The following is a 21689-nucleotide window of genomic DNA, read 5'->3' as shown; positions in this document are numbered from 1 at the left end:
GATCATGGAGGACGACGTCCCGCCACGGCGGGGCGTACGGGGCTGAGGCTCTGCGTACGCTAGCAGTGTCCACACAACCCCTCAAGTCGCTGTTTTTGTTGCCTGGTAACCACAATCCACCACCGAACGGTCGACCCCGCCCAGATGGGCGGAGGCGAGCCGACAGGCAGCCAGGACAGCCGCGCGAACGATCGCGGTAGGACAGTACAGCTCTTTTCCGTACCACAGTGGAGGGTCCGACCGGTCGGACCGTTGGTGGAGATAGGCGTGGCCGCGCGCCACCGCGTCGTCGACCCGGGGCGCTCCGGTCGGCACGGCCACCAGCACCTGCAGGGCGTACGCGGTCTCCTCGACCGTGCCGTCCCACCGCCCCCACGACCCGTCGGCCCGCTGCCCGTCCAGCACCCAACCGGCCGCCCGGTCGAGCGCCTCGGCCGCCACGCCGCCGCGACCGAACTCCGCCAGGGCCAGCACGCAGCAGGCCGTCGCGTAGTACGGCGAGGCGTGCCACCGGTCCTGCCAGCGGCCGTCGGCGAGCTGGTGCGCCGGCAGCACGGCGCTGAGCCGGTCGACCGTCCGGTGGTACCGCGCGTCCGCGCCGGGGTGCCCGGTCACGTACTGGCCGAACGCGTCCAGCACGTGCGCGTTGGTGGTGACCGAGAAGCCGTCCTCACTCCCCGGCCAGGTGCAGAAACCGTCCGCCGTCTCGTACGCCCACAGGCCCGCCGGGTCGGCGAGGTGGCCGAGCCGGGCCAGCGCGTCCAACGTGACCGAGGTGGTGTCGGCGTCGGTCGGCAGCCCCTCGCCGGTGGCGATGCCCTCGGCGGCGGTGGCGGCGGCCAGGGTGCGCAGCACGGCCGCCGGCGGGTTGAGCGCGACACCGGCACGACGCAGGCCGCCGAGCACCCAGGCCCGCTCGAACACGGTGATCGGGGTCGGACAGGGCACCGGACCGTCGCCGTCGCGGATCAGCGTCCGCAGGAACGTGTACGCGGCGGGGCCGGCGTCCGGGCCGGCGGCGCTCAGCCAGGCGGCGGTCGCGGCGGGTGACGCGCCGACCGCGGTGAGGGTCGGCCCGGCGTCGGCCGGCGTCGCGCCCAGCACCTCGTAGAAGTGGGCCAGCTTCGCCGGCAGCGGCGCCCCGGCGGCGACCGCGCCGCGTACCGCCCGCAGCCGGTCGGGGCCGAGCCCGGCGGGCAGCGCGAGCGGCGGACGGGGCAACCGGTCGGCGACCGCCCGACCCAACCGGGTCAACCGCCCGTTGATCGACTCGACCAGGGCGGGAACGATGAGATCCAGCGCCGGGGTGTCGGGCAGCGCCCGCGCGTGCGTGGCGAGCAGGCGGCCGGTGAGCGCGTCCAGCCCGCGCCGCACCGGGGTGAGCAGGTGCGGACCGGCAGACTTTCCGTCGGCCAGCGCCGCGAGCAGGGCGTCGACGGCGCTGAGGGTGGGCACCAGGGCGTACCCCTCGGGTGGGCCCCACGCCCCGTCGGGGCGCTGCCCGCGCAGCAGGAACCCGATCCGCTGGTGGTGCCCCGGCAGCCAGGGCGCGTCGGCGACCAGCCGGCCGCTCTCGTACACCGAGGGGGCTACCTGCCCCCACGGGCGCAGCGCCAGGCCGGCGATCAGCTCGCGCGCGGCGTCGGTGGCGGGTTGGACCAGCACGTGCCCCGGGCCCTCACTCATCGCGTGCTCCCCAGAAGTCCGAGAGCTGGTAGAAGCCACCCGTGAAGGAGATCTGCCGGTGCAGGTAGTCCGCCTGGCGAGGGCAACGCTCGGCGAGGGCGGCGAGGTCGCCGCGGGACCGGGTGGTCAGCTCGGCGAGCCGGGCGTGCACCCGCGCCGGGTCGTCGACCAGCAGCAGGGCGTTCAGGTCGCCCCACTCGGCGTCCCGCTCGTGCGTGGCGAGGTCGTTGACCAGCCGCAGCACCCGCTGCACGCCACGGCCGGCGTCGAGCAGGTCGGTCAACTGGGCGAGGGTCCTGTCGTCGCCGGTGGCGATCCAGTGGGTGACGTTGACGAAGGAGCAGGCGAGGTTGTCGGCGTTGTCCAGGTAGCGGTCCAGGTCCGGCAGGCGCTGCCCGGTGGTCGGGTCGGTGGGCAGGTTCTTCCAGTCCCACTCCCGCGACACGGCGGCGAGCATCCGGGCCAGCTCCTCGCGCCAGATCGGGCGCAGCCGGCGGAACGCCGGCACGGCGGCCAGCTCGTCGCGCAGGTCGGCCAACAGTCGCGCGAGGTGCCGGCCGGGCGGCGGCGCGGCGCCGTCGGCGACCGCCAGGCAGTCGGTCACGATCGCCCGGACGTCGTCCGCCGACCGGGCGAGGTAGTCGACCTGCCAGTCGGCGGCGAAGACCCAGAGCAGGGTACGGGTGGTGAGCCGCAGTTCGGCGGCGGTGTGCCACGGCGCGGTGAACGCGATCGCGGTGGCCACCGAGCTGAGCAGCGCGGCGTCGAACGGCGCGGCGTCGAAGAGTTCCGGGTGGGCGGCGGTGACGCCCTGCAGGTCGCGGACGCCTCGTACGGCGAGCGCGCACACCCGGCCCTGCTCGGCGACGGCGTCGGGCCCGGCCTGCACCGGCCACGGCGCGCCGGTCACGAGACGACCGGGCGTTCGACCGGAGTGACGATCAGCTCGGCCCGCTGCTTGGGTTGCAGCGAGGCGCCGAGCCGGGGTGTCAGGCCGACGGGCTCGCGCAGCCGGAACCGGTAGCGGCTCAGCACGGTGCTGACGATGAGCTGCGCCTCCAGCAGGAACAGGTACTGCCCGAGGCACTGGTGCGGCCCACCACCGAACGGGAAGTACGAGTAGCGGTAGCGCCGGCGGGGCTTCTCCGGCGCGAAGCGCTCCGGATCGAACAGCGTCGGATCGTCCCAGAAGGTCGACATCCGCTGGGTGACGTACGGGCTGACCAGCACGGTGCCACCCGCCTTGATCCGCGCACCGCCCAGCACGTCGTCCGCGACGGCGGTACGGGGGATCATCCAACCGGCCGGGTAGAGCCGCAGCATCTCGTCGAGCACCATCCGGCCGTAGCGCAGTTGCGGCAGGTGCTCGCGGCCGACCCGTTCGGAGCCCACCACCCGCTCGATCTCGTCGGTCATCAGCTCCGCCACGTCGGGCCGGGACGCCAGCACCGGCCACAGCCAGGAGAGCAGCGCGATCGTGGTCTCGGTGGCGGTGGAGAACATCGCGACCACGTCGCCGCGGATCGCGTACTCGTCGGGCTCGCTGCCGTCGGCGCGCGGCCGGCAGAGGGTGGAGATGATGTCGTCGCCGTCGGTGGGCCGGGCGCGGGCCTCCCGGATGATCGGCAGCACCACCTCGTCGATGGTCCGCACCGCCTCGCGGAAGGGCCGGTCGCCGGGCATCGGCACCGCGTACGGCACGAACGGCACCAGCAGACGCGGGAGCATCGCGGTGGTGACGGTGTCCAGCGCGGCGCTGATCCGCAACGCGTCCGGCACCGAGATGCGGTCGGCGAAGAGCACCCGCATCGTGGTCCGCAGCACGATCCGGGTGAGTTCCGCGCCGCCGTCGATCGGGCGGCCGTCGCGGGCCGGCTCCAGCCACTCGTCGACGGCCTCGTTGATCGCCTCGGCCATCCGGTCGACGAGCGTCTCGGCGCGCTTGGCGGTGAACAGGGGTTGCAGCGCGCCGCGGCTGGACTCCCAGATCTCACCCTCGGCGACCAGGATGGCGTCGCCGACGATCCGCCGGACCGGCCGCCACAACAGGCCCTCCCCGTCGCGGGTGTAGTTGGCAACGTTGTCCCTCAGCACTCGTTGCAGGTGCTCGGGATGGCTGACCAGGTAGGGACGGAACGAGCCGAGGTTCAGCCGGACGACGTCGCCACCGGCGGCGTCCGCGAAGCCGACGAGCGCGCCGAGCGGATCGCGGACCAGCGCGGGCAGGGCACGACGGAGTGGGATCATCCGGGGTTCGGTGCTGACGGGGGCGGGGCCGGCATCGGACACCTGGGACATGCGCTGTCTCCTCGTCGCCCCGGCGGCCTGGGCGGTCCACTTCGGCCGGTCGGGACTGTGGAATTTTCACCTTCTGGGCGTCGGAAGCATCTCACCAAATCCGGGACACCTCCAGACCTGTGACCGGTGAGATTCGATCGTTGCCCTAGACGGGCATCGATGTCTGCGCCCTAGTCGGTCCTGAGTGGATTGTCAGGACCCGGCACCGGCGCAGGTCGCGCCCGTAGATCGATCCGCCGCCGCCGTCGGCCGGTCCGGACGACGACGGTTCCGCGGTCGGTCGTCCACCGGACCCGCCGGGGCGGGCCACGTCCGGGCAGTCCCAGAGGGCGGGCAGCGCAGTGAGCAAGGACGCACCGGTACCCCCGAATCCGGGCGATGACGGGCACCCTGTGCCAGGCTCTGTGGCATGGACGACAAGACCATCCTGAACCGGATCTCCGAGCTGGTCGACGAGGAGCACCGGCTGCGCGCGGAGGCCCAGGCCCACGAGTCCGGCACCGAGGGCGAGACCAGCGAGCGGCTGCGCGCCCTGGAGGAATCCCTCGACCAGTGCTGGGACCTGCTGCGCCGCCGCCGGGCCGCCCGATCCAGCCACGGCGACCCCGACTCGCAGGGCGAACGCCCCAAGCCCGAGGTGGAGCGCTACCTGCAGTGATCGACACGGGCGGGTCGGGCGGCCACCCCGGCCACCCGACCCGCTCCGGTCAGCGGATGCCCGCCTCGCGCAGCAACTCCCCCGTCAGCGCGCCGGGATCGGCCTGTTCGGCGCTCAACCCCCGGGCCACGAACCAGGCGCCGACCACCCGTACGTCGCGGGCCAGGAACTCGGGCCCCTGCGGGTTCGCCACCACGTCGACCACCTGCGGCAGATCGATCACGACCAGCCGCCCGGAGTGCACGAGCAGGTTGTACGGCGACAGGTCGCCGTGCGCGTAGCCCGCCCGGGCCAGCACGCGCAGCGCCTCGACCAGCTGGCCCCACAGGTCGCGCAGCTCGGCTGGGCCGGGCCGCAGCTGGGCCAGCCGGGGCGCCGCCAGGCCCGACCCGGCGTCGCCGACGAACTCCAACATCAGCTCGGTGCCCCGCAACTGCACGGGGTACGGCACGGCGATCCGGTCGTTCCCGGCGCCGATCTCCCAGAGCCGCGCCAGCGCCGCGAACTCGGCCGCCGCCCACTGCCCGGCGATCATCTGGCGGCCGAAGGCCGTCCGGCCGACCATCGCCCGCATCTCCCGGGAACGCCGCACGCGGCGGCCCTCCAGATAGCCGGCGTCGCGGTGGAACAGCCGATGCTCGGCGTCCCGGTACCGCTTCACCGCCAGCAGGCAGGACCGGTCCGTGTCCGGCACCGCCCGGCGGACCAGGTGGACGTCCGCCTCCTTGCCGGTCTTCAGCACACCCAGCTCGGTGTCCTTGGCGGCCAGTTCGGTGACCAACCAGTCCGGGTACGGCTGTGGCCCGTGCACCGCGTCGTCCCAGGACGACCAGCGTTCGCCGGTGTCGGGATCAGGCTCGGTGTCGGGATCGGCGGGCGACTCGGTGGGCCGGGCCCGCTTCAGAAACTGCGGTTCGTCGTCGTCGAAGCGGCGCTTGCCGCGGGTCCGGCGCTCCAGCGCCGGGAGGTCATGATCGCGCACTGTGGTGAGGTTCCCTTGGTCGAGGCTGAGATAGGCAGCGGAAAGCGACCTGCGAAGACGGCCATGACCGGCCTCCTCTCCTCGAACGGGCGGTATGCCCGGTGCACGATGCGCCGCCCATCCTCGCCGCGGCTCGGACAGCGGGTCAACCGAATTACGACGGTTTTCCGCGTCGGCCAGCGCCGGAAGCGTCAGCTCGACAGCGGTGGCCGCCGTCAGCCAGCGCCGGAAGTGTCAGCCAGCGGTGGCCGCGTCAGCTCGACTGCGGTGGCCGCGTCAGCTCGCGAGGACCGTGGCGACGGCGGCGATCAGCCCGTCCACCGTGCGGCTCGGCGCGAACCGGACGTCCGACCAGGTCCGCCCCCGGTGCAGCCAGACGCTGGGCAACCCCACCGCGGCGGCGCCGCCGATGTCCGCCTCCGGGCTGTCGCCGACCACCCACGCGCCACGCAGCGGCATCCGGACCCGCTGCGCGGCGAGCGCGAAGATCCGCGGGTTGGGCTTGCTGACCCCGGCCTCCTCGGAGATCACCCAGTCGGCGACGTAGCGGTCCAGGCCGGTACGACGGATCTTGGCGTCCTCCAGGCGTACCGTGCCGTTGCACACCACCACGGGCACCCACCCCGCGTCGTCGGCGATGCGCAGCGCGCAGGCGGTCAGCGGGTCGAGCCGGGTCTGCGCCACCACCCCGTCGTGCAGCTCCTCCACCAGGTCGATCGAGGGAATGCGCAGCTCGTAGCGGTCCCGGATCGCGTCGGCCAGGTCCCAGCGGTCGGTCAACCCGTCCGCGTCGAGCGAGACCAGCCAGTCGATGTCGGTGGAGGGCGCGCCGATGCGGTCCAGGAAGCGCTCACCCCAGCGGCGGAAGGGCCCGGCCCGGTCCAGCAGGGTGTTGTCCAGGTCCAGCAGGAGCAGTGGCACTCGGGCACCCTACGGGACCGACGTGTCCGCCAACAGACCCGCGTGTTTCGAGTTGACGATGGGCTTAACCGGTCAGCGACATCCGCGCGCCGCCCTGGCCCGGCAGCAGATCGGCGAGCATCGAATGGGCTGCCCGGGTGGCCGTCAGCACGGCCGGCTCGAGGGTCGCCACGAGCGTGTCCGTGCCCTCGTCGGCGCCCCGGGCGAGCGTACGTCCCTGCGGGTCGTAGATCGCCGCACCGCCGTTGAACCGCCACGGGTCGCTGCCGCCGACAGCGTTGGCGAAGACCACGAACATCGTGTTGTCCAGTGCCCGCGCCGCGTAGTACAGGTCCCGGCGGTGCTCCGAGCCGGCCAGGTAGCCGCTGGGACACAGGTAGGCGTGCGCGCCGTCGCGCGCGGCGGCCCGGCCGTGCTCCGGGAAGCAGCCGTCGTAGCAGATGCCCAGCCCGAGCCGCCAGTCGTCGACGAGCAGCGTGGCGCCCCGCCCGCCGGGGCTGAACAGGTCGCGCTCGTCGCCCCAGAGCTGCTGCTTGTCGTACCCGACCCGGACGGCGCCAGCGCGGTCGACCACGAGGGCGGCGATGGTCCGCCGGTCGTCCGGGTGCCGGACCGCGGCGCCGACCACCACGGTGACCCCGGCGGTCCGTGCCGCGGCGCGCAGCGGGTCGAGCCGACCGTCGGCGACCAGCCCGGCCGGGTCGGCCGCCACGTGGGTGCCGACCGGATCGGCGGCGAGGGTCGGCGGGTGGTACGCGCACAGGTACAGCTCGGGGAGGACGACCACCCGGGCGCCCTGCCCGGCGGCGAGCCGGACCAGCTCGGCGGCGGCCGCCGCGTTTCCGGCGACGTCACCGGGCGCCGGGGTGGCCTGGACGGTGGCGACGGTCAGCGGGCCGGACGGCGCGGGGTACGAGCGGGTCACCGCTGGATCGTAAACGTCGCGTTACCAAGCCGTACGTACGGTTTGCACCGCCCGAGGTGACCTGCGACGATCGAGGTGTGCCCAGAGTAAGTCAGGACCAGCTCGACGCGCGCCGGCAGGAGATCCTTGCCGCGGCCCGGGCGTGTTTCGCCCGACTCGGCTACGAGGGGGCCACCGTCCGCCGCCTCGAGGAGGCCACCGGCCTGTCCCGGGGCGCCATCTTCCACCACTTCCGCGACAAGGACTCGCTCTTCCTCGCCGTCGCCGAGGACGACGCCGCCGCCATGGTCGAAACGGTCGCCCGTAACGGTCTGGTGCAGGTGATGCGCGACCTGCTGGCCCGCGCCGTCTCGCCGGACACCACCGGCTGGCTGGGCAGTCAACTGGAGGTGTCCCGCCGGCTGCGCACCGATCCGGCGTTCGCCAAGCGCTGGGCCGAGCGGTCCGCCGCGATCGCCGAGGCGACCCGGGACCGGCTGGCCCGCCAGCGCGACGCCGGGGTGCTGCGCGAGGACGTACCGATCGACGTGCTGGCCCAGTTCCTGGAGCTGGCCTACGACGGCCTGGTGCTGCACCTGGCCATGGGCCGACCGGCCGGTGACCTGGGCCCGGTGCTGGACCTGGTCGAGGAGGCGGTCCGCCGCCGCTGAGCGGTGTTCGCGCCACCGCCGACGACGCGGGTGCCCCGGCCCGACCGGATGGCGACGGTGCTCCACAATGGGGCCGCCGACCCCTCCGGCGACAGGAGCAACCGATGATCGTCCACGCCGCCTCGGGCGACACCTGGGGTGTCCCCGGTCCGACCTTCCTGCGGCTCTACCTCGTGGCGGCCGTCGTGGTGGCCGCCGTCGCGGTGCTGCACCGGGTGCGTCTCGGCACCGGCGCGGAACCCCCCGTCGCCAAGCGGCTCGACCCCGAGGAGGTCGGCTACCTCAACGGTGGGCCGACCCTCGCGGTGCACGCCGCGCTGGGCGGCCTGCGGAGCAGCGGCGCGATCGACGTCGGCCCGGATCGTCACCTGCGCACCACCGGCCCGGCCCCGACCGGGCTCACCCCACTGAAGCAGGCGATCCACTGGGCCGCCCACCAGGGCGTCCGAGCCCGGGACCTGGCCCAGGACGAGCGGGTGGCCGCCGCGCTCGACCAGCTCGGGGCCCGCCTCGAAGAGCGGGGACTGCGAGTGAACCCGGCGCGGCGGGTCACCGCACAACAGTGGCGGCTGCTCCTCGCCGCCCTGCTGGTGTTCGGCGTCGTACGGCTGTTCGCCGGGCTGGCCAACGGCCGACCGGTGGGCTTCCTGCTGCTCACCCTGGTCGGCGTGGCGGTGGCGGTGCTGCTGCTCTGGCGGGTGCCGGAGACCACCCCGGCCGGTCGCAACGCGCTGCGCGACCTGCGGAACCGACACCGCCACCTCGCTCCCGACTCGTCCCCCGCGTACGCCACCTACGGCGCGGCCGGCGCGGCGATGGGCGTGGCGCTGTACGGCACGGTGTCGCTGTGGGCCATCGACCCGGGCTTCGCCGCGCAGGCCGAGATCCAGCGCCAGGCGATCGCCAGCAGCGGCTGGTCGTCGGGTGCCGGCACCGGGTCGTCGGGTACGACCGGCAGCTCCTGCGGCGGTGGCAGCTCCTGCGGTGGAGGCGGCGGGTGCGGCGGCGGTGGGTGCGGCGGGTGACCGGCCCGTACGGCGTCGGCATCGGCTGGCGTCCCGAGATCGCCGGTTTCGTGGCCGAGCTGCCCGGGTTGCGCTTCGTCGAGGTGGTGGCCGAGTCCGTGGCGTCGGCCGGGCCCCTTCCGGTCGGGCTGACGGGGCTGCGCGAGCGCGGTGTGACAGTCGTACCCCATGGGGTGCGGCTCTCCCTCGGCGGCGTCGAACCGGTCGACCCGGCCCGCATCGCCCACCTGGCCGCCGTCGCGCAGCGGGTGGACGCCCCGCTGGTCAGCGAGCACATCGCGTTCGTGCGGGCCGGTGGGCTGGAGGCCGGGCACCTGCTGCCGCTCCCTCGCAGCCGGGAGGCGGTCGACGCGGTCTGCGCGAACGTGGCCCGCGCGCAGGCCGAGCTGCCGGTGCCGATCGCGCTGGAACCGATCGCCGCCCTCTTCGACTGGCCCGACGACGAGCTGGACGAGGCGGACTTCCTCACCGAGATCCTGGACCGGACCGGCGCGCTGCTGCTGCTGGACGTCGCCAACGTGCACGCCAACGCCCGCAACCGGGGCACCGACCCGCTCGCGCTGCTCGACCGGCTGCCGCTGGACCGGATCGGCTACGTGCACGTGGCCGGCGGGGCCGAACACGGCGGCTTCTACCACGACACGCACACCCATCCCATGCCGCCGCAGGTGCTGGAGCTGGTCGGCGCGCTCTGTGCCCGGCGACGGCCGCCGGCGCTGCTGCTGGAGCGCGACGGCGGGTACCCGCCGGCCGCCGAGCTGCGCGCCGAACTGGACGCCCTGGCCGCGGCGTCCGGCTTCCCGGCCGTGACATGACCGGCGCTGCCGGCCGTGACCTGACCGGCGCCCCCGGCCGTGACCTGACCGGCGCTGCCGGCGGCGACCGGGACGGCGCACCCGAGGGGCCCGCACCGCGGCCCGGCCTGGCCGCGCGGCAGGCGGAGTTGGTCGCGGCGCTGGTCGCCGGAGGTCCGTCGCCGGCCGGATTCGCGGTGGGGCCGCTGGCCGCCGCCCGGGCGGCGCTGCTGAACAAGCGCGCCGGCGAGGTGGCCCGGCACTGGCCGCTGCTCGCCGCCGGCCTCGGCCCGGCGTGGCTGTCGACCTTCGTTGACTGGGCCGCCGGCCGCCCCACGGCCGGCTCGCTGCGCGACGGCTGGGATCTGGCCCGGACCCTACGCGGGCGGGCCGCGCTGCCGCCATCGGGCGCGGAGGAGCTGGCGGTCCGGGAGGCGGCCCTGCGCTACGACGGGCACACCGCGCCACGTCCGCGCCGGCTGCCGGCCGTCGCCCGCGTCGGCGGCGCCATCGCGGTGCAGGTCGCCGGTCGGGTACGTCTGCTGCGCCCCGCCGCCAACGTTGGCGGGGACGCTCCGGATCGGGCAGGATCGGCGTTATGGATCTCGGACTGACCGACCGCGTGTACGTGCTGACCGGCGCCTCCCGCGGCCTGGGTTACGCGACGGCGCAGTGCCTGGTCGCCGACGGTGCCCGGGTGGTGCTCTCGGCGCGGGACGCGGACGCGGTGGCCGCCGCCGCCGAGCAGCTGGGCGGTCCGGGCAAGGCGGTCGGCGTCGCCGCGGACCTGACCGACCCGCAGACCCCGGAGCGGCTCGTCGCGGCGGCCCGCACCCACTTCGGCCGGCTCGACGGCGCGCTGATCTCGGTCGGCGGCCCGCCCGCCGGCAACGCCGCGTCGATCACCGACGAGCAGTGGCGGAACTCCTTCGAGACCGTCTTCCTGGGCACCGTCCGCACCGCGCGCACCGTCGCCGGGGCGCTGCCCGACGGGGGCGCGATCGGGCTGGTGCTGTCCACGTCGGCCCGTGGGCCGGTGCCCGGCCTCGGCATCTCCAACGGCCTGCGGCCCGGCCTCGTCGGCGTCGCCAAGGACATCGCCGACGACTACGGCCCGCGCGGCGTACGCGTCGTCGGCCTGCTGCCCGGCCGGATCATGACGGACCGCAACCGGGAGCTGTTCGCCGCGACCGGCGACCCGGAGCGCGCCCGCGCCGAGGCGGAGGCCCTCATCCCGTTGCGACGCCTCGGCGACCCGGCCGAGTTCGGTCGGGTGGCCGCGTTCGTGCTCTCCCCCGCCGCGAGTTACCTGACCGGCCTCACCGTGCCGGTCGACGGCGGCGCGTTGCGGGGCCTGTGAAGCCTGACCGACCGCGAGCTTCCCGTGCGGTCACGCCGCACGGGCCGACCCAGCCCGGTCACCCGACCGTTGATCGACTCGGCTCGCCGGAAGTCGGGCCGTCGACGCGACCAGGACACCCCGACTTCCAAGAACCCGGGTCGATCAACACGCGGTCCCGTCCGACCAAGACGGACCTGGCCGCAGCCGCGGACCGGACCATCCCGGACGTGCTCGCGCCAGCGCTGTCGGTGCTCTTCGTCGGCATCAATCCCGGCCTCTGGTCGGCCGCGACCGGGTGGCACTTCGCCCGGCCCGGCAACCGGTTCTGGCCGGCGCTGCACCTGGGCGGGTTCACCCCCCGACTGCTGCACCCGAGCGAGCAGGTCGAGTTACCGGCCCTCGGCCTCGGCATCACCAACATGGCCGCCCGGGCCAGCGCCCGCGCCGACGAGCTGAGCGCCGCGGAACTGCTCGACGGCGCGGCGGTCCTGACCGACAAGGTGGCCCGATTCAAACCACGCTGGGTGGCCGTGGTGGGGGTGACCGCGTACCGGATCGGTTTCCAACGACCGAAGGCGGCCTTCGGGCCGCAACCGGAGTCGCTGGCCGGCTCCCGGCTCTGGGTGCTACCGAACCCGAGCGGGCTGAACGCCCACTTCACACCGGTCACGCTGGGCGCGGCGTTCGCCGAGCTGCGCGCGGCGACGGGCCTGCGGGTGCGCCGCCCGACCTGACCGTGTCGCCGTTGATCGACTCGACGTCAAGGAAGTCGGGCCGTCGACGCGACCGGGAGACCGCGACTTCCAGCAACCCGAGTCGATCAACCAAGGCGTCCGTCAGTTGGCGGCGGCCGGCGGCATCGCCTCGTCGGCGACGTACGTGCCCAGGGGCATGACCACCGGCTCGGGGCCGGTCGCGTCCACGAAGGGGCGGGGCGAGTCGGCGACCGCGAACTGGGTGCGGTACAGCTCGGCGTAGAGCCCGCCGACGGCGACCAGCTCGTCGTGCCGGCCCCGCTCGACGATCCGACCGCCGTCGAGCACGAGGATCTGGTCGGCGTCCCGGACGGTGGAGAGCCGGTGGGCGATCACCAGGGCGGTACGTCCGGCCAGCGCCACCGACAGCGCACGCTGCACCGCGGCCTCGCTCTCCGAGTCGAGGTGTGCGGTCGCCTCGTCGAGGATGACGATCGACGGGGCCTTGAGCAGCAGTCGGGCGATGGCGATGCGCTGCTTCTCGCCGCCGGAGAAGCGGTAGCCGCGCTCCCCCACCGTCGTGTCCAGACCGTCGGGCAGCGACCGGACCAGGTCGGCGACCTGGGCGCCGGCGAGCGCGGCCCAGATCTCGTCGTCGGTGGCGTCGGGCTTGGCGTAGCGCAGGTTCTCGGCGATGGTCTCGTGGAACAGGTGCGAGTCCTGGGTGACCACGCCGATCTCGTCGCGCAGGGAGCCGAGCGTCGCGTCGCGCACGTCCACCCCGCCGACCAGGACCTGGCCGTCGGAGACGTCGTAGATCCGGGAGACGAGCATCGACAGTGTCGACTTGCCCGCGCCCGACGGCCCCACCAGGGCGACCATCTGCCCCGGCTCGACGCTGAACGAGACGCCCTTGAGCACCGGCTCATTGACGGTGCGGTCGAGGGTGGCGACCTCCTCCAGCGAGGCGAGGGAAATCTCGGCCGCGCTGGGATAGCGGAAGCGCACGTCGCGGAAGTCGACCCGGCCGGCGCCCCGGGGCACCGGGACGGCGTCGGCCTTCTCCACGATGCCGGGCTTGAGGTCGAGCACCTCGAAGACCCGGTCGAAGGAGACCAGCGCGCTCATCACGTCCACGCGGACGTTGGAGAGCGCGGTGAGCGGCCCGTACAGGCGGGTGAGCAGCAGCGCGAGGGTCACGACGGTGCCCGCGCTGACGCCGCCGGTGACGGCGAGCCAGCCGCCGAGACCGTAGGTGAGCGCCTGCGCCAGCGAGGCGACCAGCAGCATCGCCACGAAGAATGTCCGGGAGTACATGGCGGACTGGATGCCGATGTCACGCACCCGCTCGGCCCGGTCGGCGAACCGGCGGGCCTCGATCTCGGGCTGCCCGAACAGCTTCACGAGCAGCGCGCCGGCCACCCCGAACCGCTCGGTCATCGTCGCGTTCATCTTGGCGTCGAGGTTGTACGCCTCGCGCGTGATGTCGGCCAGCCGCCGGCCCACCCGGCGTGCCGGGATGATGAAGATCGGCAGCAGCACCAGCGAGAGCGCGGTGATCTGCCAGGAGAGGGTGAACATCACCGCGGCGGTGAGCACCAGTTGGATGACGTTGCTGACCACGCCGGACAGGGTGGAGGTGAACGCGCGCTGGGCGCCGAGCACGTCGTTGTTGAGCCGGCTGACCAGGGCGCCGGTCTGGGTGCGGGTGAAGAACTGCAACGGCATCCGCTGCACGTGGTCGTAGACGCGGGTGCGCAGGTCGAGGATGATGCCCTCGCCGATGCGGGCGGAATACCACCGCTGGGCCAGGGACAGCAACGCGTCGGCGACCGCCAGCCCGGCGATGAACAGGGCCAACCGGACGATGAGCCGACCAGCCTCGGTGCCGCCCCGGTTGATCGCGTTGATCACGTCACCGGCGAGCACCGGCGTGGCGACGCCGATGATGGCGGCGAGCACGACCGTGGCCAGGAAGACGACGATGTCGCGCCGGTAGGGCTGGGCGAAGGCGACGATGCGGCGGGCCACCCCGCTCTTGAGCCGGTGGGTGGAGACTTCGTCGCGGTTGCGCATCGACCGGAGCATGCTCCACCCGGCCATGCCACCGCCGGACATCGGGCTGGACACCACTCACCTCCGGGTCGTCGGGCGGACCGCGCTGTCGGGTCAATTCTCCCGACAGGTGTGACAACCTCGGTCGTAACCCGGATCTTCCCGCGCGGTCCTTACTATTCGCCCCGGCCGGCGAGATCGCTCAGGCGGCGGGTCTGCGCCTCACGCTCGGCCCGCTGCTGGTCGGCGTGCGACCGCCCGGCCGCGCCGGCGAGCAGCGCCTTGATCTCCACCACCGCGTCCCGCGGGCCGGCCAACAGGCCCGCCGTGAGGTCGCGGACCGCGTCGTCCAGCTCTCCCGAGGGTACGACGAGAGTAGCCAGCCCGATCCGGTCGGCCTCGGCGGCGTCCAGCCGGCGGCCCGTGGCGCAGATCTCCAGCGCCCGGGAGTAGCCGACGAGCTCCACGAGACGCTTCGTGCCAGCCAGGTCGGGCACCAACCCGAGCGTCACCTCGGCCATCGAGAACCTCGCGTCGGCGGCGAGGACCCGCAGGTCGCAGGCGAGGGCAAGCTGGAAGCCGGCACCGATCGCGTGCCCCTGCACCGCCGCCACGGAGATGACGTCCGGCCGGTGCAGCCAGCTGAAGCCGCCCTGGAACTCGGCGATCCGGTCGGCGCACTCGTCCTCGGGCAGCGTGGCCAGCTCGGCGAACGACCCCGGGCCGGACGCACCGGCAACCGCGAGGTCGAGACCGGCGGAGAACGCACGCCCCTCGCCCCGGACCACCACCACCCGTACGTCACCGGGCAGGTCGCGCGAGAATTCGCTCATCGCGCGCCACATGGCCGGTGTCTGGGCATTGAGCACGTCGGGCCGGCACAACGTCACCGTGGCGACCGGCCCGTCGCAGGTCAGCCGAACCCCGGTCGCCTCGGCGGTCACCGGACTGCCCGGGGAGCGGCGTTGGTCAACGACGCTAAGGGGCGGGTCACGCCTTCTTGCGGCGCCGGGCACCGCCGCGCTGACGCAGCTGAACCCCGGACTCGGTGAGCACTCGGTGGATGAACCCGTAGGAACGGCCGGTCGAGGCCGCCAGCGCGCGGATGCTCTCCCCCGAGGTGTACCGCTTTACCAGGTCCTTGGCGAGCGTCTGACGCTCGGCTCCGACGATCCGGCGACCCTTCTCAGTGCTGGTGGCTGTGCCAGTGGCTGCCATGCTGTGTCCTCACGTCCCAGACTGTGCGGTTCGGATACGGTCCCACCTATTAGACCGCCTCGGACGATCATGCGCCAGATATCAACTCTTCGCCAACCGACACGCTATGCAATGTCAGGTTCCCGATAGAGTGATCCTCCCGAACCGTCCCGCTCTGCCACCCGAACGGTCCACCCGAGCGCGGTGACACCTCCACCCGTACGCTCCCGGACGTGATCGACCTGTTCGGCACCGCAGCCGGCGCGGCCGTCGTCTTCGCCGCCACCGACATCGACGACATCGTCATCCTCACGCTGTTCTTCGTCGCGGCCCGCACCACCGGCCGCCCGCGCACCGCGCAGATCGTCGCCGGCCAATATCTGGGCATCGGCGCGCTCGCGCTGGCCAGCGCGGTGGTCGCCGCCGGGTTGCTGGTCGTGCCGGACCCGTGGACCGGGCTGCTCGGCCTGCTGCCGATCGCGCTGGGCGTCCGCGCGCTGTGGCACCGGGACGACGACGAGCCGGCCACCGTGGTCACCGGCACGCTCGGCGTGGCCGGGGTGACGATCGCCAACGGGGCCGACAACGTCGCCGTCTACGTACCCGTGTTCCGGGCTCTCGGCCCCGGCGACAGCGCGGTGTTCCTGCTGATCTTCGTGGTGCTGATCGGCCTGTGGTGCGCCGCCGCGGCCTGGCTGGGCGGCCACCGGCGGGTGGTCGCCCTGGTGGAGCGTGCCGGGCACTGGCTGGTACCGGCGATCTTCGTCGGCATCGGTGTGGTGATCCTGGTCAGCTCCGGCGTGCTGGGCCGGCTCGTCGACCTGCTGGGCTGAGACCGGTCCGGCTGGTCGACCCTGCTGGGCTGAGGCCCGGCGGTCCGGCCACCCGACCGCCCGGCGCAGCGGTCAGGCCAGCTCGACCAGTTCGAGGAGGTCGTCGCTCCAGGCGTCCTCGTCACCGTCGGGCAGCAGGATCGCGCGGTCCGGCTTGAGCGCGAGCACCGCGCCCGGGTCGTGCGTGACCAGCACGATCGCGCCCGGGTAGTTGGCGATCGCGTCGAGCACCTGCTCGCGGCTGACCGGGTCGAGGTTGTTGGTCGGCTCGTCGAGCAGCAGCACGTTGGCGCCCGAGCAGACCAGCGTGGACAGGGCCAGCCGGGTCTTCTCGCCACCGGAGAGCACCCCGGCCGGCTTGTTCACGTCGTCGCCGGAGAAGAGGAACGCGCCGAGGATCTTGCGCAGGTCCGTGTCGGACTGCTCGATCGCGGCGGCGCGCATGTTCTCCAGCACCGTCCGCTCCACGTCCAGCGTCTCGTGCTCCTGCGCGTAGTAGCCCAACCGCAGGCCGTGCCCCGCGTGCACCTCGCCGGTGTCCGGGCTGAGCAGCCCGCCGAGCATCCGCAGCAGCGTCGTCTTGCCGGCGCCGTTGAGCCCGAGGATGGCCACCCGGGAACCCCGGTCCACCGCCACGTTGACGTCGGTGAAGATCTCCAACGAGCCGTACGACTTGGAGAGGCCGGTCGCCGTCAGCGGCGTCTTGCCGCACGGGGCGGGGCTGGGGAAGCGGACCTTTGCCACCCGGTCGGCGACGCGTACCTCCTCCAGGCCCGAGATCAGCTTCTCGGCGCGGCGGGCCATGTTCTGCGCGGCGACGGTCTTGGTGGCCTTGGCCCGCATCTTGTCGGCCTGCGCCATCAGCGCGCCGGCCTTCTTCTCGGCGTTGGCCCGCTCGCGGCGGCGACGTCGCTCGTCGGTCTCGCGGGCCTCCAGGTACGCCTTCCAGCCCAGGTTGTAGACGTCGATTACCGAGCGGGTGGCGTCGAGGAACCAGACCTTGTTGACCACCGACTCCAGCAGCGCGCCATCGTGGGAGATCACGATGAGCCCGCCCTTGTGGTTGGCGAGGAAGCCGCGCAGCCAGGTGATCGAGTCGGCGTCGAGGTGGTTGGTCGGCTCGTCGAGCAGCAGGATGCCGCCGCCGTTCTCACCGGCGTCCCGGAACAGGATCCGGGCCAGCTCGATGCGCCGGCGCTGACCGCCGGAGAGGGTGCCGATGGTCTGGGCGAGCGCGCGGTCCGGCAGCCCGAGGTTGGCGCAGATCCGGGCGGCCTCGGCCTCGGCGGCGTACCCGCCGAGGGCGGCGAACTGGTCCTCCAGCGCGCCGTAGCGGCGGACCAACTTGTCGCTGGCGTCCTCGGCCAGTTGGGCCTCGATCTCCTTCATCTGGGACATCAGCACGTCCAGGCCGCGGGCGGAGAGCACCCGGTCGCGGCCGGTGACCTCCAGGTCGCCGGTGCGGGGGTCCTGCGGGAGGTAGCCGATGGCGCTGCGCTGGTCGATCTGCCCGCCGTACGGCTGGCCCTCGCCGGCGAGCACCTTCAGGGTGGTGGTCTTGCCGGCGCCGTTGCGGCCGACCAGGCCGATCCGATCACCGGGCTGCACGCGCAGGGTGGTGTCGGACAGCAGGATCCGGGAGCCGGCGCGCAACTCCAGGCCGGTGGCAGTGATCATCTCGTGGGACTCGCTCTCGGGGTCTGGAAGGCTGACTCAGGGCACGCGAAAGCGCCGGCGGGCGGTGGGCCCGTCGGCGCGGGGCGGTTCAGCCTTCGCAGCGCGGCACGGCGACAAGTGTACCGGGGCGCGGTCGAGCAGCCGGGCCGGATTACCAATCAAGATCATCGGGTACCGAATCGCCGTCCGGACCCGGTCCGGCGCTGACGGCCTATCACAGGACATTTCACGCGATCGAGGTCATCATGGAGCTGAACGAGAACGCGCAGGTCGACACCAGTCAGGTAGAGGACATGCGTGGATCCGGCGGAGGCGGCGGGGGCGGAGGCCTCGGGATCCCGATCCCCGGGGGCGGCGGCCGGGGCGGCGGCCTGATCGGCATCATCATCGCCGTCGTGCTGGCGTTGGCCGGTGGCGGGTTCGGGCTCAGCCAGCTCGGCGGCGGAGGCGGCAGCGACCAGCCAGCCGACAACTCCAGCCTGGACGCCGAGTGCTCCGCGAGCGCGACCAAGACCGAGGACTGCCGCAACACCCTCTTCATCAATTCCATCCAGGCTTACTGGAAGGACGCCATGCCGAAGGCGTTCGGCGACCAGTACCAGCCGGTCACCACCCGGTTCTTCAGCAACAGCGTGAACACCGGCTGCGGTCAGGCCGACTCGGGTGTCGGCCCGTTCTACTGCCCGGCGGACAAGCATGTCTACATCGACCTGACCTTCTACGACACGCTCAAGTCCGAGTTCGGCGTCACTGGCGAATTCCCCCAGCCGTACGTTCTCGCGCACGAGTACGGCCACCACGTGCAGGACCTGCTCGGCACCGAGGCCAAGGCGCAGGACGGCAAGACCGGGGCCACCTCCGGCTCGGTCCGGCTGGAGTTGCAGGCGGACTGCTTCGCGGGCGCCTGGGCCAACCACGCCACCGAGACCAAGTCGAAGAACGACAAGGCGATCTTCAAGTCGATCAGCGAGCAGGACATTCAGGACGCGGTGGACACCGCTGGCGCGATCGGCGACGACGCCATTCAGCAGAAGTCCGGCCGGGGCAACGACCCGAGCTCGTACACCCACGGCACCGCCGCCCAGCGGCAGAAGTGGTTCGAGCAGGGCTACAACAGCGGCGACCCGAAGACCTGCGACACCTTCGGCACCAACCAGCTCTGACATCTCCACGCGATCGCGGCAGGCCCACCGAGCGGGCCTGCCGCGATCGTCGTTGGGTGGTCAGTCGAGCCGGGAGACCTGGTAGTGCCCGATCAACCAGGCGTCCCCGACCCGCCGGACGACCACACCGAGGTGCACGGTCAGCGCCGGTCGGTCGGTGAACCCGAACTCGACCTCCAGATAGCCGAGGACCACGTCGTCCGCGAGCCGCCGGGTCTCCCGGATCTCGTACGCGGCGGTCAGGCCCAGCGGCTGTGCCGCGTAGTACGCCGCGATGCCGTCCCGGCCGACGGCGTACGGGTGCAGGCCCTGGAAGATCGCGTCATCCGCGAAGACCGACGCGACGCGGTCCGGCTCGTGCGCGTCGACCGCCGACCTCCACCGGTTCAGGACCGCGCGCAGGATCTCCACCTCGTCACCGGCCACGGTCACCGCCCCGGCCGACCGGGGTCGTTCGGGTGCGGCGTCAACGGCGTGACGGTCTCCCGCCGCCAGGCGCGCAGCGGCATCGACGCGAGGACCGCCTCCAACTCGTCCGCGTCGGCAGCCTCGAAGAGCCCCCACGTACGCCACTCCCCCGGCGCCAGCGGCGGCCGCCACAGGCGCAGCAGACTGCCCCGCGCCGTCAACTCGGCCGAACGCGCCGCCTCACGCGCACGCATCTCGGCAACCCCGTCCTCCGAGGTGCCGGCGGGCACCGTCGTCACCATGTCCACCAGGAACTCCACGCGCCCATCCTCCGACGATGCGCGCCGCACCACGCCCCGAACCCCCGTTCGGGTGGCGGTCATCTCTGCTCCGGCTCGACGGGGCGGCCAGCCGAGAGCAGTCGCCGCCGCCGTGATCCGGCACGGGTAGCGTCGCCGCTGACCACACGCCGCCCGTTCGGGGCGGGGGTAGCGTCGCCGCGGACCAGACGCGGTCAGTCTGCGGCCGGGGCGGGGTCGCGCAACCGGATCCGTACCGCCCGGGCCGCGCTCACCGCCGCGACCAGGACCGCGTGTCGAGGCTCCGGCACGTCGAGCAGCCGCTCGGCCCGCAGCGGCAGCAGCGGGGCCAGCCGCCGGTCCGCGAGCACCGTGTCCACGGCCCGCCGGTCACCGCCGCAGACGAGGGCCGCCAGCTTCGCCGCCTCCGGCAGCAGCAGCCGTACGGCCAGGTCCGCCGCGTCACCCAGCGCCGCCTTGGCCTGGTTGTCACGCCGCCGGGCGAACCGGTGCTGCGACCACCCACCGGCCGCGGTGCGCCCCTGCACGTACCGGGTGTCCACCTTGGAGACCACCAGCTCGGCGCCGAGCGCCACGCCGATCGCCACCGCACCCTTGCGCGCCAACAAGAGACCGATCCGGTACGGCGTGCCGGCGGCGGCCACGAAGGCGGCCACGTCGCCGCTGGCGGGTGACCCGGGTGGCGTGTGCAACTCGGCGGTGGCTCCGTCGGGGGCGGTCAGCAGCAGCCCGTACTCCCGTGCGGTGGTGGTGGGCGGGCCGTGCCGGTCGGCGAAGCCCTCGACCCAGCGGCCGACGCGGGCCGGGTCGACCTCGACCCACCGGCCTCCCCCGGCAGCGGGTCGACTGGTCACCGCCCGACCGTACGCCACCGCCGGCGCACCCGGACCGTCAGCCCGGCACCACCGCGGCCACCGCCAGCGCGGCGATGAGGACGCTGGAGAGCACGCCCGTGACCAGCCGGCCGCGCGGGCCGGTCAGCGCACGGCCGACCACCGTGCCGCCACCGGCGATGAGCAGCTGCCAGCTCGCCGACGCCAGGAACACTCCGGCCACGAACAGGGCCGCCGGCACCGGTCCCGCGTCGGCCGTGTCCGGACGACCGAGGACCAACGCGACGAAGTAGAGCACCGTCGTCGGGTTCAGCAGGGTCAATCCGAGCAGCGCCGCGTAGGCGCGGCCCGGAGTATCCATCCCCCGACCGCCCCGCGCCGTCGGCGCGCGTCGGGAGCGGTGGGCAGCCCAGGTCCGCCAGAGCCCGTGCGCGGCCAGCCCTAACAGGACCACGGCGGCGGCCACCCGCAGCGGACCGGCGGCCGGCGCGATGACCCCGGCCAGGCTCGCGCCGCCCAGCGCGGCCACCGCCGCGTAGAGCCCGTCGGCCGTCGCCACCGCGAGGGCCGCTGCCGCGCCGACCCGGAACGAGGTACGGGCACTGAGCCCCAGGATGAGGATCGCGATCGCGCCGACCGGGATGGCGACGCCGTAGCCGGCCACCAGACCGGCGAGGAACGCCCCGCTCATGGCCGTCGACGCAGGATCGAGGCCCGCCCCGGTACCGGCCGCTGTCGACGACCGGCAGTCGTCGCAGGGACCAGAACCCGCATCGCGTACGCCTCGATCACATCGGCATCCTGCGCGCCGGCAGTCGTCCCCGCAACGGATTTCCCCGCAGCGCCGTCGCATCCGCCCGCCGATCTTGCACTTAGCGACGCCGAAATGTTCACCTTCGCGAATTAAGTCGGCACAGAAAGCGCAAGATCGGCGTCGTAGTCCGCCCCGCGCCCCGCGCCCCGCGCCCCGCGCCCCGCGCCCCGCGCCCCGCGCCCCGCGCCCCGCGCCCCGCGCCCCGCGCCCCGCGCCCCGCGCCCAAGATCCTCACAACTTCACCGATGTTGCTGCATCCGCCACGCGGGAAACCGCAACATCGGTGAAGTTGCGCAGATCTTGCCGGGATCGGGCGCCCGATCACTCCCACCCGGCGGGCGAGCCGCGGGCGCCAATCGAAGATCGTGCTCGCACCATGTTGTAGTGGCCTCGGCGAGACACCGAGGCCACTA

At 73.4% G+C, this 21689-nt stretch carries 23 protein-coding genes; 9 read left to right on the top strand and 14 right to left on the bottom strand.

What is annotated here, in order from left to right:
- Positions 1-81 precede the first annotated feature (81 nt).
- The 3 genes from ACIBTX_RS32185 to ACIBTX_RS32175 are packed head-to-tail and all read right to left on the bottom strand — an operon-like array spanning position 82 to position 3930.
- Positions 82-1686, bottom strand: a complete 1605-nt coding sequence (locus ACIBTX_RS32185; RefSeq protein ID WP_357398651.1) for a prenyltransferase — start codon at positions 1684-1686, stop codon at positions 82-84.
- A complete protein-coding gene (locus ACIBTX_RS32180) occupies positions 1679-2596 on the bottom strand; it encodes a terpene synthase family protein (protein WP_357134347.1) in 918 nt (305 codons plus the stop codon). The genes ACIBTX_RS32185 and ACIBTX_RS32180 overlap by 8 nt, the downstream gene beginning before the upstream one ends.
- On the bottom strand, positions 2593-3930 hold the full coding sequence (locus ACIBTX_RS32175) for a cytochrome P450 (protein WP_357134376.1): 1338 nt from the start codon (positions 3928-3930) through the stop codon (positions 2593-2595). Before ACIBTX_RS32175 ends, ACIBTX_RS32180 begins: the two co-directional genes overlap by 4 nt.
- 463 nt (positions 3931-4393) lie before the next feature.
- Here ACIBTX_RS32175 and ACIBTX_RS32170 point away from each other — a divergent pair, with 463 nt between their 5' ends.
- Positions 4394-4642, top strand: a complete 249-nt coding sequence (locus tag ACIBTX_RS32170; protein ID WP_355053546.1) for a DUF2630 family protein — start codon at positions 4394-4396, stop codon at positions 4640-4642.
- Positions 4643-4691: 49 nt separating this feature from the next.
- On the opposite strand, the gene ACIBTX_RS32165 is transcribed toward ACIBTX_RS32170, so the two are convergent.
- The 3 genes from ACIBTX_RS32165 to ACIBTX_RS32155 all read right to left on the bottom strand — a co-directional run bounded on the left by ACIBTX_RS32165 (position 4692) and on the right by ACIBTX_RS32155 (position 7470).
- Positions 4692-5624: an RIO1 family regulatory kinase/ATPase gene (locus ACIBTX_RS32165; protein ID WP_357170869.1), complete on the bottom strand. Its 933-nt coding sequence runs from the start codon at positions 5622-5624 to the stop codon at positions 4692-4694.
- A gap of 276 nt (positions 5625-5900) precedes the next feature.
- Positions 5901-6545, bottom strand: a complete 645-nt coding sequence (locus ACIBTX_RS32160; protein WP_357134343.1) for an HAD family hydrolase — start codon at positions 6543-6545, stop codon at positions 5901-5903.
- Positions 6546-6609: 64 nt separating this feature from the next.
- A complete protein-coding gene (locus ACIBTX_RS32155; RefSeq protein ID WP_357134341.1) occupies positions 6610-7470 on the bottom strand; it encodes a carbon-nitrogen hydrolase family protein in 861 nt (286 codons plus the stop codon).
- 77 nt (positions 7471-7547) lie between these two features.
- On the opposite strand from ACIBTX_RS32155, the gene ACIBTX_RS32150 reads away from it, so the two are divergent.
- The 6 genes from ACIBTX_RS32150 (at position 7548) to mug (ending at position 12015) form a co-directional block, all read left to right on the top strand.
- Complete coding sequence (locus ACIBTX_RS32150; protein WP_234591495.1) at positions 7548-8120, top strand: TetR/AcrR family transcriptional regulator; 573 nt, start codon at positions 7548-7550, stop codon at positions 8118-8120.
- 104 nt (positions 8121-8224) lie between these two features.
- Positions 8225-9145, top strand: a complete 921-nt coding sequence (locus ACIBTX_RS32145) for a TIGR04222 domain-containing membrane protein (RefSeq protein WP_396833393.1) — start codon at positions 8225-8227, stop codon at positions 9143-9145.
- The gene (locus ACIBTX_RS32140; RefSeq protein ID WP_363661439.1) at positions 9142-9960 is read left to right on the top strand and encodes a DUF692 domain-containing protein; all 819 of its coding nucleotides are present in this window, start codon (positions 9142-9144) and stop codon (positions 9958-9960) included. The genes ACIBTX_RS32145 and ACIBTX_RS32140 overlap by 4 nt, the downstream gene beginning before the upstream one ends.
- Complete coding sequence (locus tag ACIBTX_RS32135) at positions 9957-10553, top strand: hypothetical protein (RefSeq protein WP_396833392.1); 597 nt, start codon at positions 9957-9959, stop codon at positions 10551-10553. The genes ACIBTX_RS32140 and ACIBTX_RS32135 overlap by 4 nt, the downstream gene beginning before the upstream one ends.
- Positions 10538-11299, top strand: a complete 762-nt coding sequence (locus ACIBTX_RS32130) for an SDR family oxidoreductase (RefSeq protein ID WP_357134335.1) — start codon at positions 10538-10540, stop codon at positions 11297-11299. The genes ACIBTX_RS32135 and ACIBTX_RS32130 overlap by 16 nt, the downstream gene beginning before the upstream one ends.
- Before the next feature lie 143 nt (positions 11300-11442).
- Positions 11443-12015: a G/U mismatch-specific DNA glycosylase gene (mug, locus tag ACIBTX_RS32125; RefSeq protein ID WP_396833396.1), complete on the top strand. Its 573-nt coding sequence runs from the start codon at positions 11443-11445 to the stop codon at positions 12013-12015.
- A gap of 102 nt (positions 12016-12117) precedes the next feature.
- Here mug and ACIBTX_RS32120 read toward each other — a convergent pair whose 3' ends face one another.
- The 3 genes from ACIBTX_RS32120 to ACIBTX_RS32110 all read right to left on the bottom strand — a co-directional run bounded on the left by ACIBTX_RS32120 (position 12118) and on the right by ACIBTX_RS32110 (position 15249).
- Entirely contained in the window at positions 12118-14094 is a 1977-nt protein-coding gene (locus ACIBTX_RS32120; RefSeq protein WP_357398050.1) for an ABC transporter ATP-binding protein, read from the bottom strand.
- A gap of 113 nt (positions 14095-14207) precedes the next feature.
- Positions 14208-14975, bottom strand: coding sequence for an enoyl-CoA hydratase/isomerase family protein (locus ACIBTX_RS32115; RefSeq protein ID WP_396833391.1), 768 nt, complete (start codon positions 14973-14975; stop codon positions 14208-14210).
- 46 nt (positions 14976-15021) lie between these two features.
- The gene (locus ACIBTX_RS32110) at positions 15022-15249 is read right to left on the bottom strand and encodes a helix-turn-helix domain-containing protein (protein ID WP_007462679.1); all 228 of its coding nucleotides are present in this window, start codon (positions 15247-15249) and stop codon (positions 15022-15024) included.
- A 212-nt stretch (positions 15250-15461) separates the two neighbouring features.
- Here ACIBTX_RS32110 and ACIBTX_RS32105 point away from each other — a divergent pair, with 212 nt between their 5' ends.
- Positions 15462-16061, top strand: a complete 600-nt coding sequence (locus ACIBTX_RS32105) for a cadmium resistance transporter (protein WP_396833390.1) — start codon at positions 15462-15464, stop codon at positions 16059-16061.
- A gap of 72 nt (positions 16062-16133) precedes the next feature.
- Here ACIBTX_RS32105 and ACIBTX_RS32100 read toward each other — a convergent pair whose 3' ends face one another.
- Entirely contained in the window at positions 16134-17738 is a 1605-nt protein-coding gene (locus ACIBTX_RS32100; RefSeq protein WP_357134329.1) for an ABC-F family ATP-binding cassette domain-containing protein, read from the bottom strand.
- A 245-nt stretch (positions 17739-17983) separates the two neighbouring features.
- Between ACIBTX_RS32100 and ACIBTX_RS32095 the strand changes: the two genes are divergently transcribed.
- The gene (locus ACIBTX_RS32095) at positions 17984-18901 is read left to right on the top strand and encodes a neutral zinc metallopeptidase (RefSeq protein ID WP_396833389.1); all 918 of its coding nucleotides are present in this window, start codon (positions 17984-17986) and stop codon (positions 18899-18901) included.
- 60 nt (positions 18902-18961) lie between these two features.
- Here ACIBTX_RS32095 and ACIBTX_RS32090 read toward each other — a convergent pair whose 3' ends face one another.
- The 4 genes from ACIBTX_RS32090 to ACIBTX_RS32075 all read right to left on the bottom strand — a co-directional run bounded on the left by ACIBTX_RS32090 (position 18962) and on the right by ACIBTX_RS32075 (position 21153).
- On the bottom strand, positions 18962-19327 hold the full coding sequence (locus ACIBTX_RS32090) for an SgcJ/EcaC family oxidoreductase (protein ID WP_396833388.1): 366 nt from the start codon (positions 19325-19327) through the stop codon (positions 18962-18964).
- A gap of 2 nt (positions 19328-19329) precedes the next feature.
- Positions 19330-19629, bottom strand: coding sequence for a muconolactone Delta-isomerase family protein (locus ACIBTX_RS32085; RefSeq protein ID WP_357134323.1), 300 nt, complete (start codon positions 19627-19629; stop codon positions 19330-19332).
- A gap of 194 nt (positions 19630-19823) precedes the next feature.
- Positions 19824-20483, bottom strand: coding sequence for an acVLRF1 family peptidyl-tRNA hydrolase (locus ACIBTX_RS32080; RefSeq protein ID WP_357134321.1), 660 nt, complete (start codon positions 20481-20483; stop codon positions 19824-19826).
- Positions 20484-20520: 37 nt separating this feature from the next.
- A complete protein-coding gene (locus ACIBTX_RS32075; protein WP_357170856.1) occupies positions 20521-21153 on the bottom strand; it encodes a LysE family transporter in 633 nt (210 codons plus the stop codon).
- Positions 21154-21689 lie beyond the last annotated feature (536 nt).

Origin of the sequence: Micromonospora sp. NPDC049359, assembly GCF_044466585.1 — a bacterium.
Lineage (GTDB): Bacteria > Actinomycetota > Actinomycetes > Mycobacteriales > Micromonosporaceae > Micromonospora.
The sequence above is the reverse complement of the archived record's forward strand: the minus strand, read 5'-3'. Positions and strand labels throughout refer to the sequence as shown.

Bases quoted from the DNA above. Each gene is read 5' to 3' on its own strand.
- ACIBTX_RS32145 (WP_396833393.1), top strand. From the start codon at position 8,225: ATGATCGTCCACGCCGCCTCGGGCGACACCTGGGGTGTCCCCGGTCCG.
- ACIBTX_RS32095 (WP_396833389.1), top strand. From the start codon at position 17,984: ATGGAGCTGAACGAGAACGCGCAGGTCGACACCAGTCAGGTAGAGGAC.
- ACIBTX_RS32120 (WP_357398050.1), bottom strand. From the start codon at position 14,094: ATGTCCGGCGGTGGCATGGCCGGGTGGAGCATGCTCCGGTCGATGCGC.
- ACIBTX_RS32110 (WP_007462679.1), bottom strand. From the start codon at position 15,249: ATGGCAGCCACTGGCACAGCCACCAGCACTGAGAAGGGTCGCCGGATC.
- ACIBTX_RS32130 (WP_357134335.1), top strand. From the start codon at position 10,538: ATGGATCTCGGACTGACCGACCGCGTGTACGTGCTGACCGGCGCCTCC.
- ACIBTX_RS32185 (WP_357398651.1), bottom strand. From the start codon at position 1,686: ATGAGTGAGGGCCCGGGGCACGTGCTGGTCCAACCCGCCACCGACGCC.
- ACIBTX_RS32170 (WP_355053546.1), top strand. From the start codon at position 4,394: ATGGACGACAAGACCATCCTGAACCGGATCTCCGAGCTGGTCGACGAG.
- ACIBTX_RS32100 (WP_357134329.1), bottom strand. From the start codon at position 17,738: ATGATCACTGCCACCGGCCTGGAGTTGCGCGCCGGCTCCCGGATCCTG.
- ACIBTX_RS32135 (WP_396833392.1), top strand. From the start codon at position 9,957: ATGACCGGCGCTGCCGGCCGTGACCTGACCGGCGCCCCCGGCCGTGAC.
- ACIBTX_RS32075 (WP_357170856.1), bottom strand. From the start codon at position 21,153: ATGAGCGGGGCGTTCCTCGCCGGTCTGGTGGCCGGCTACGGCGTCGCC.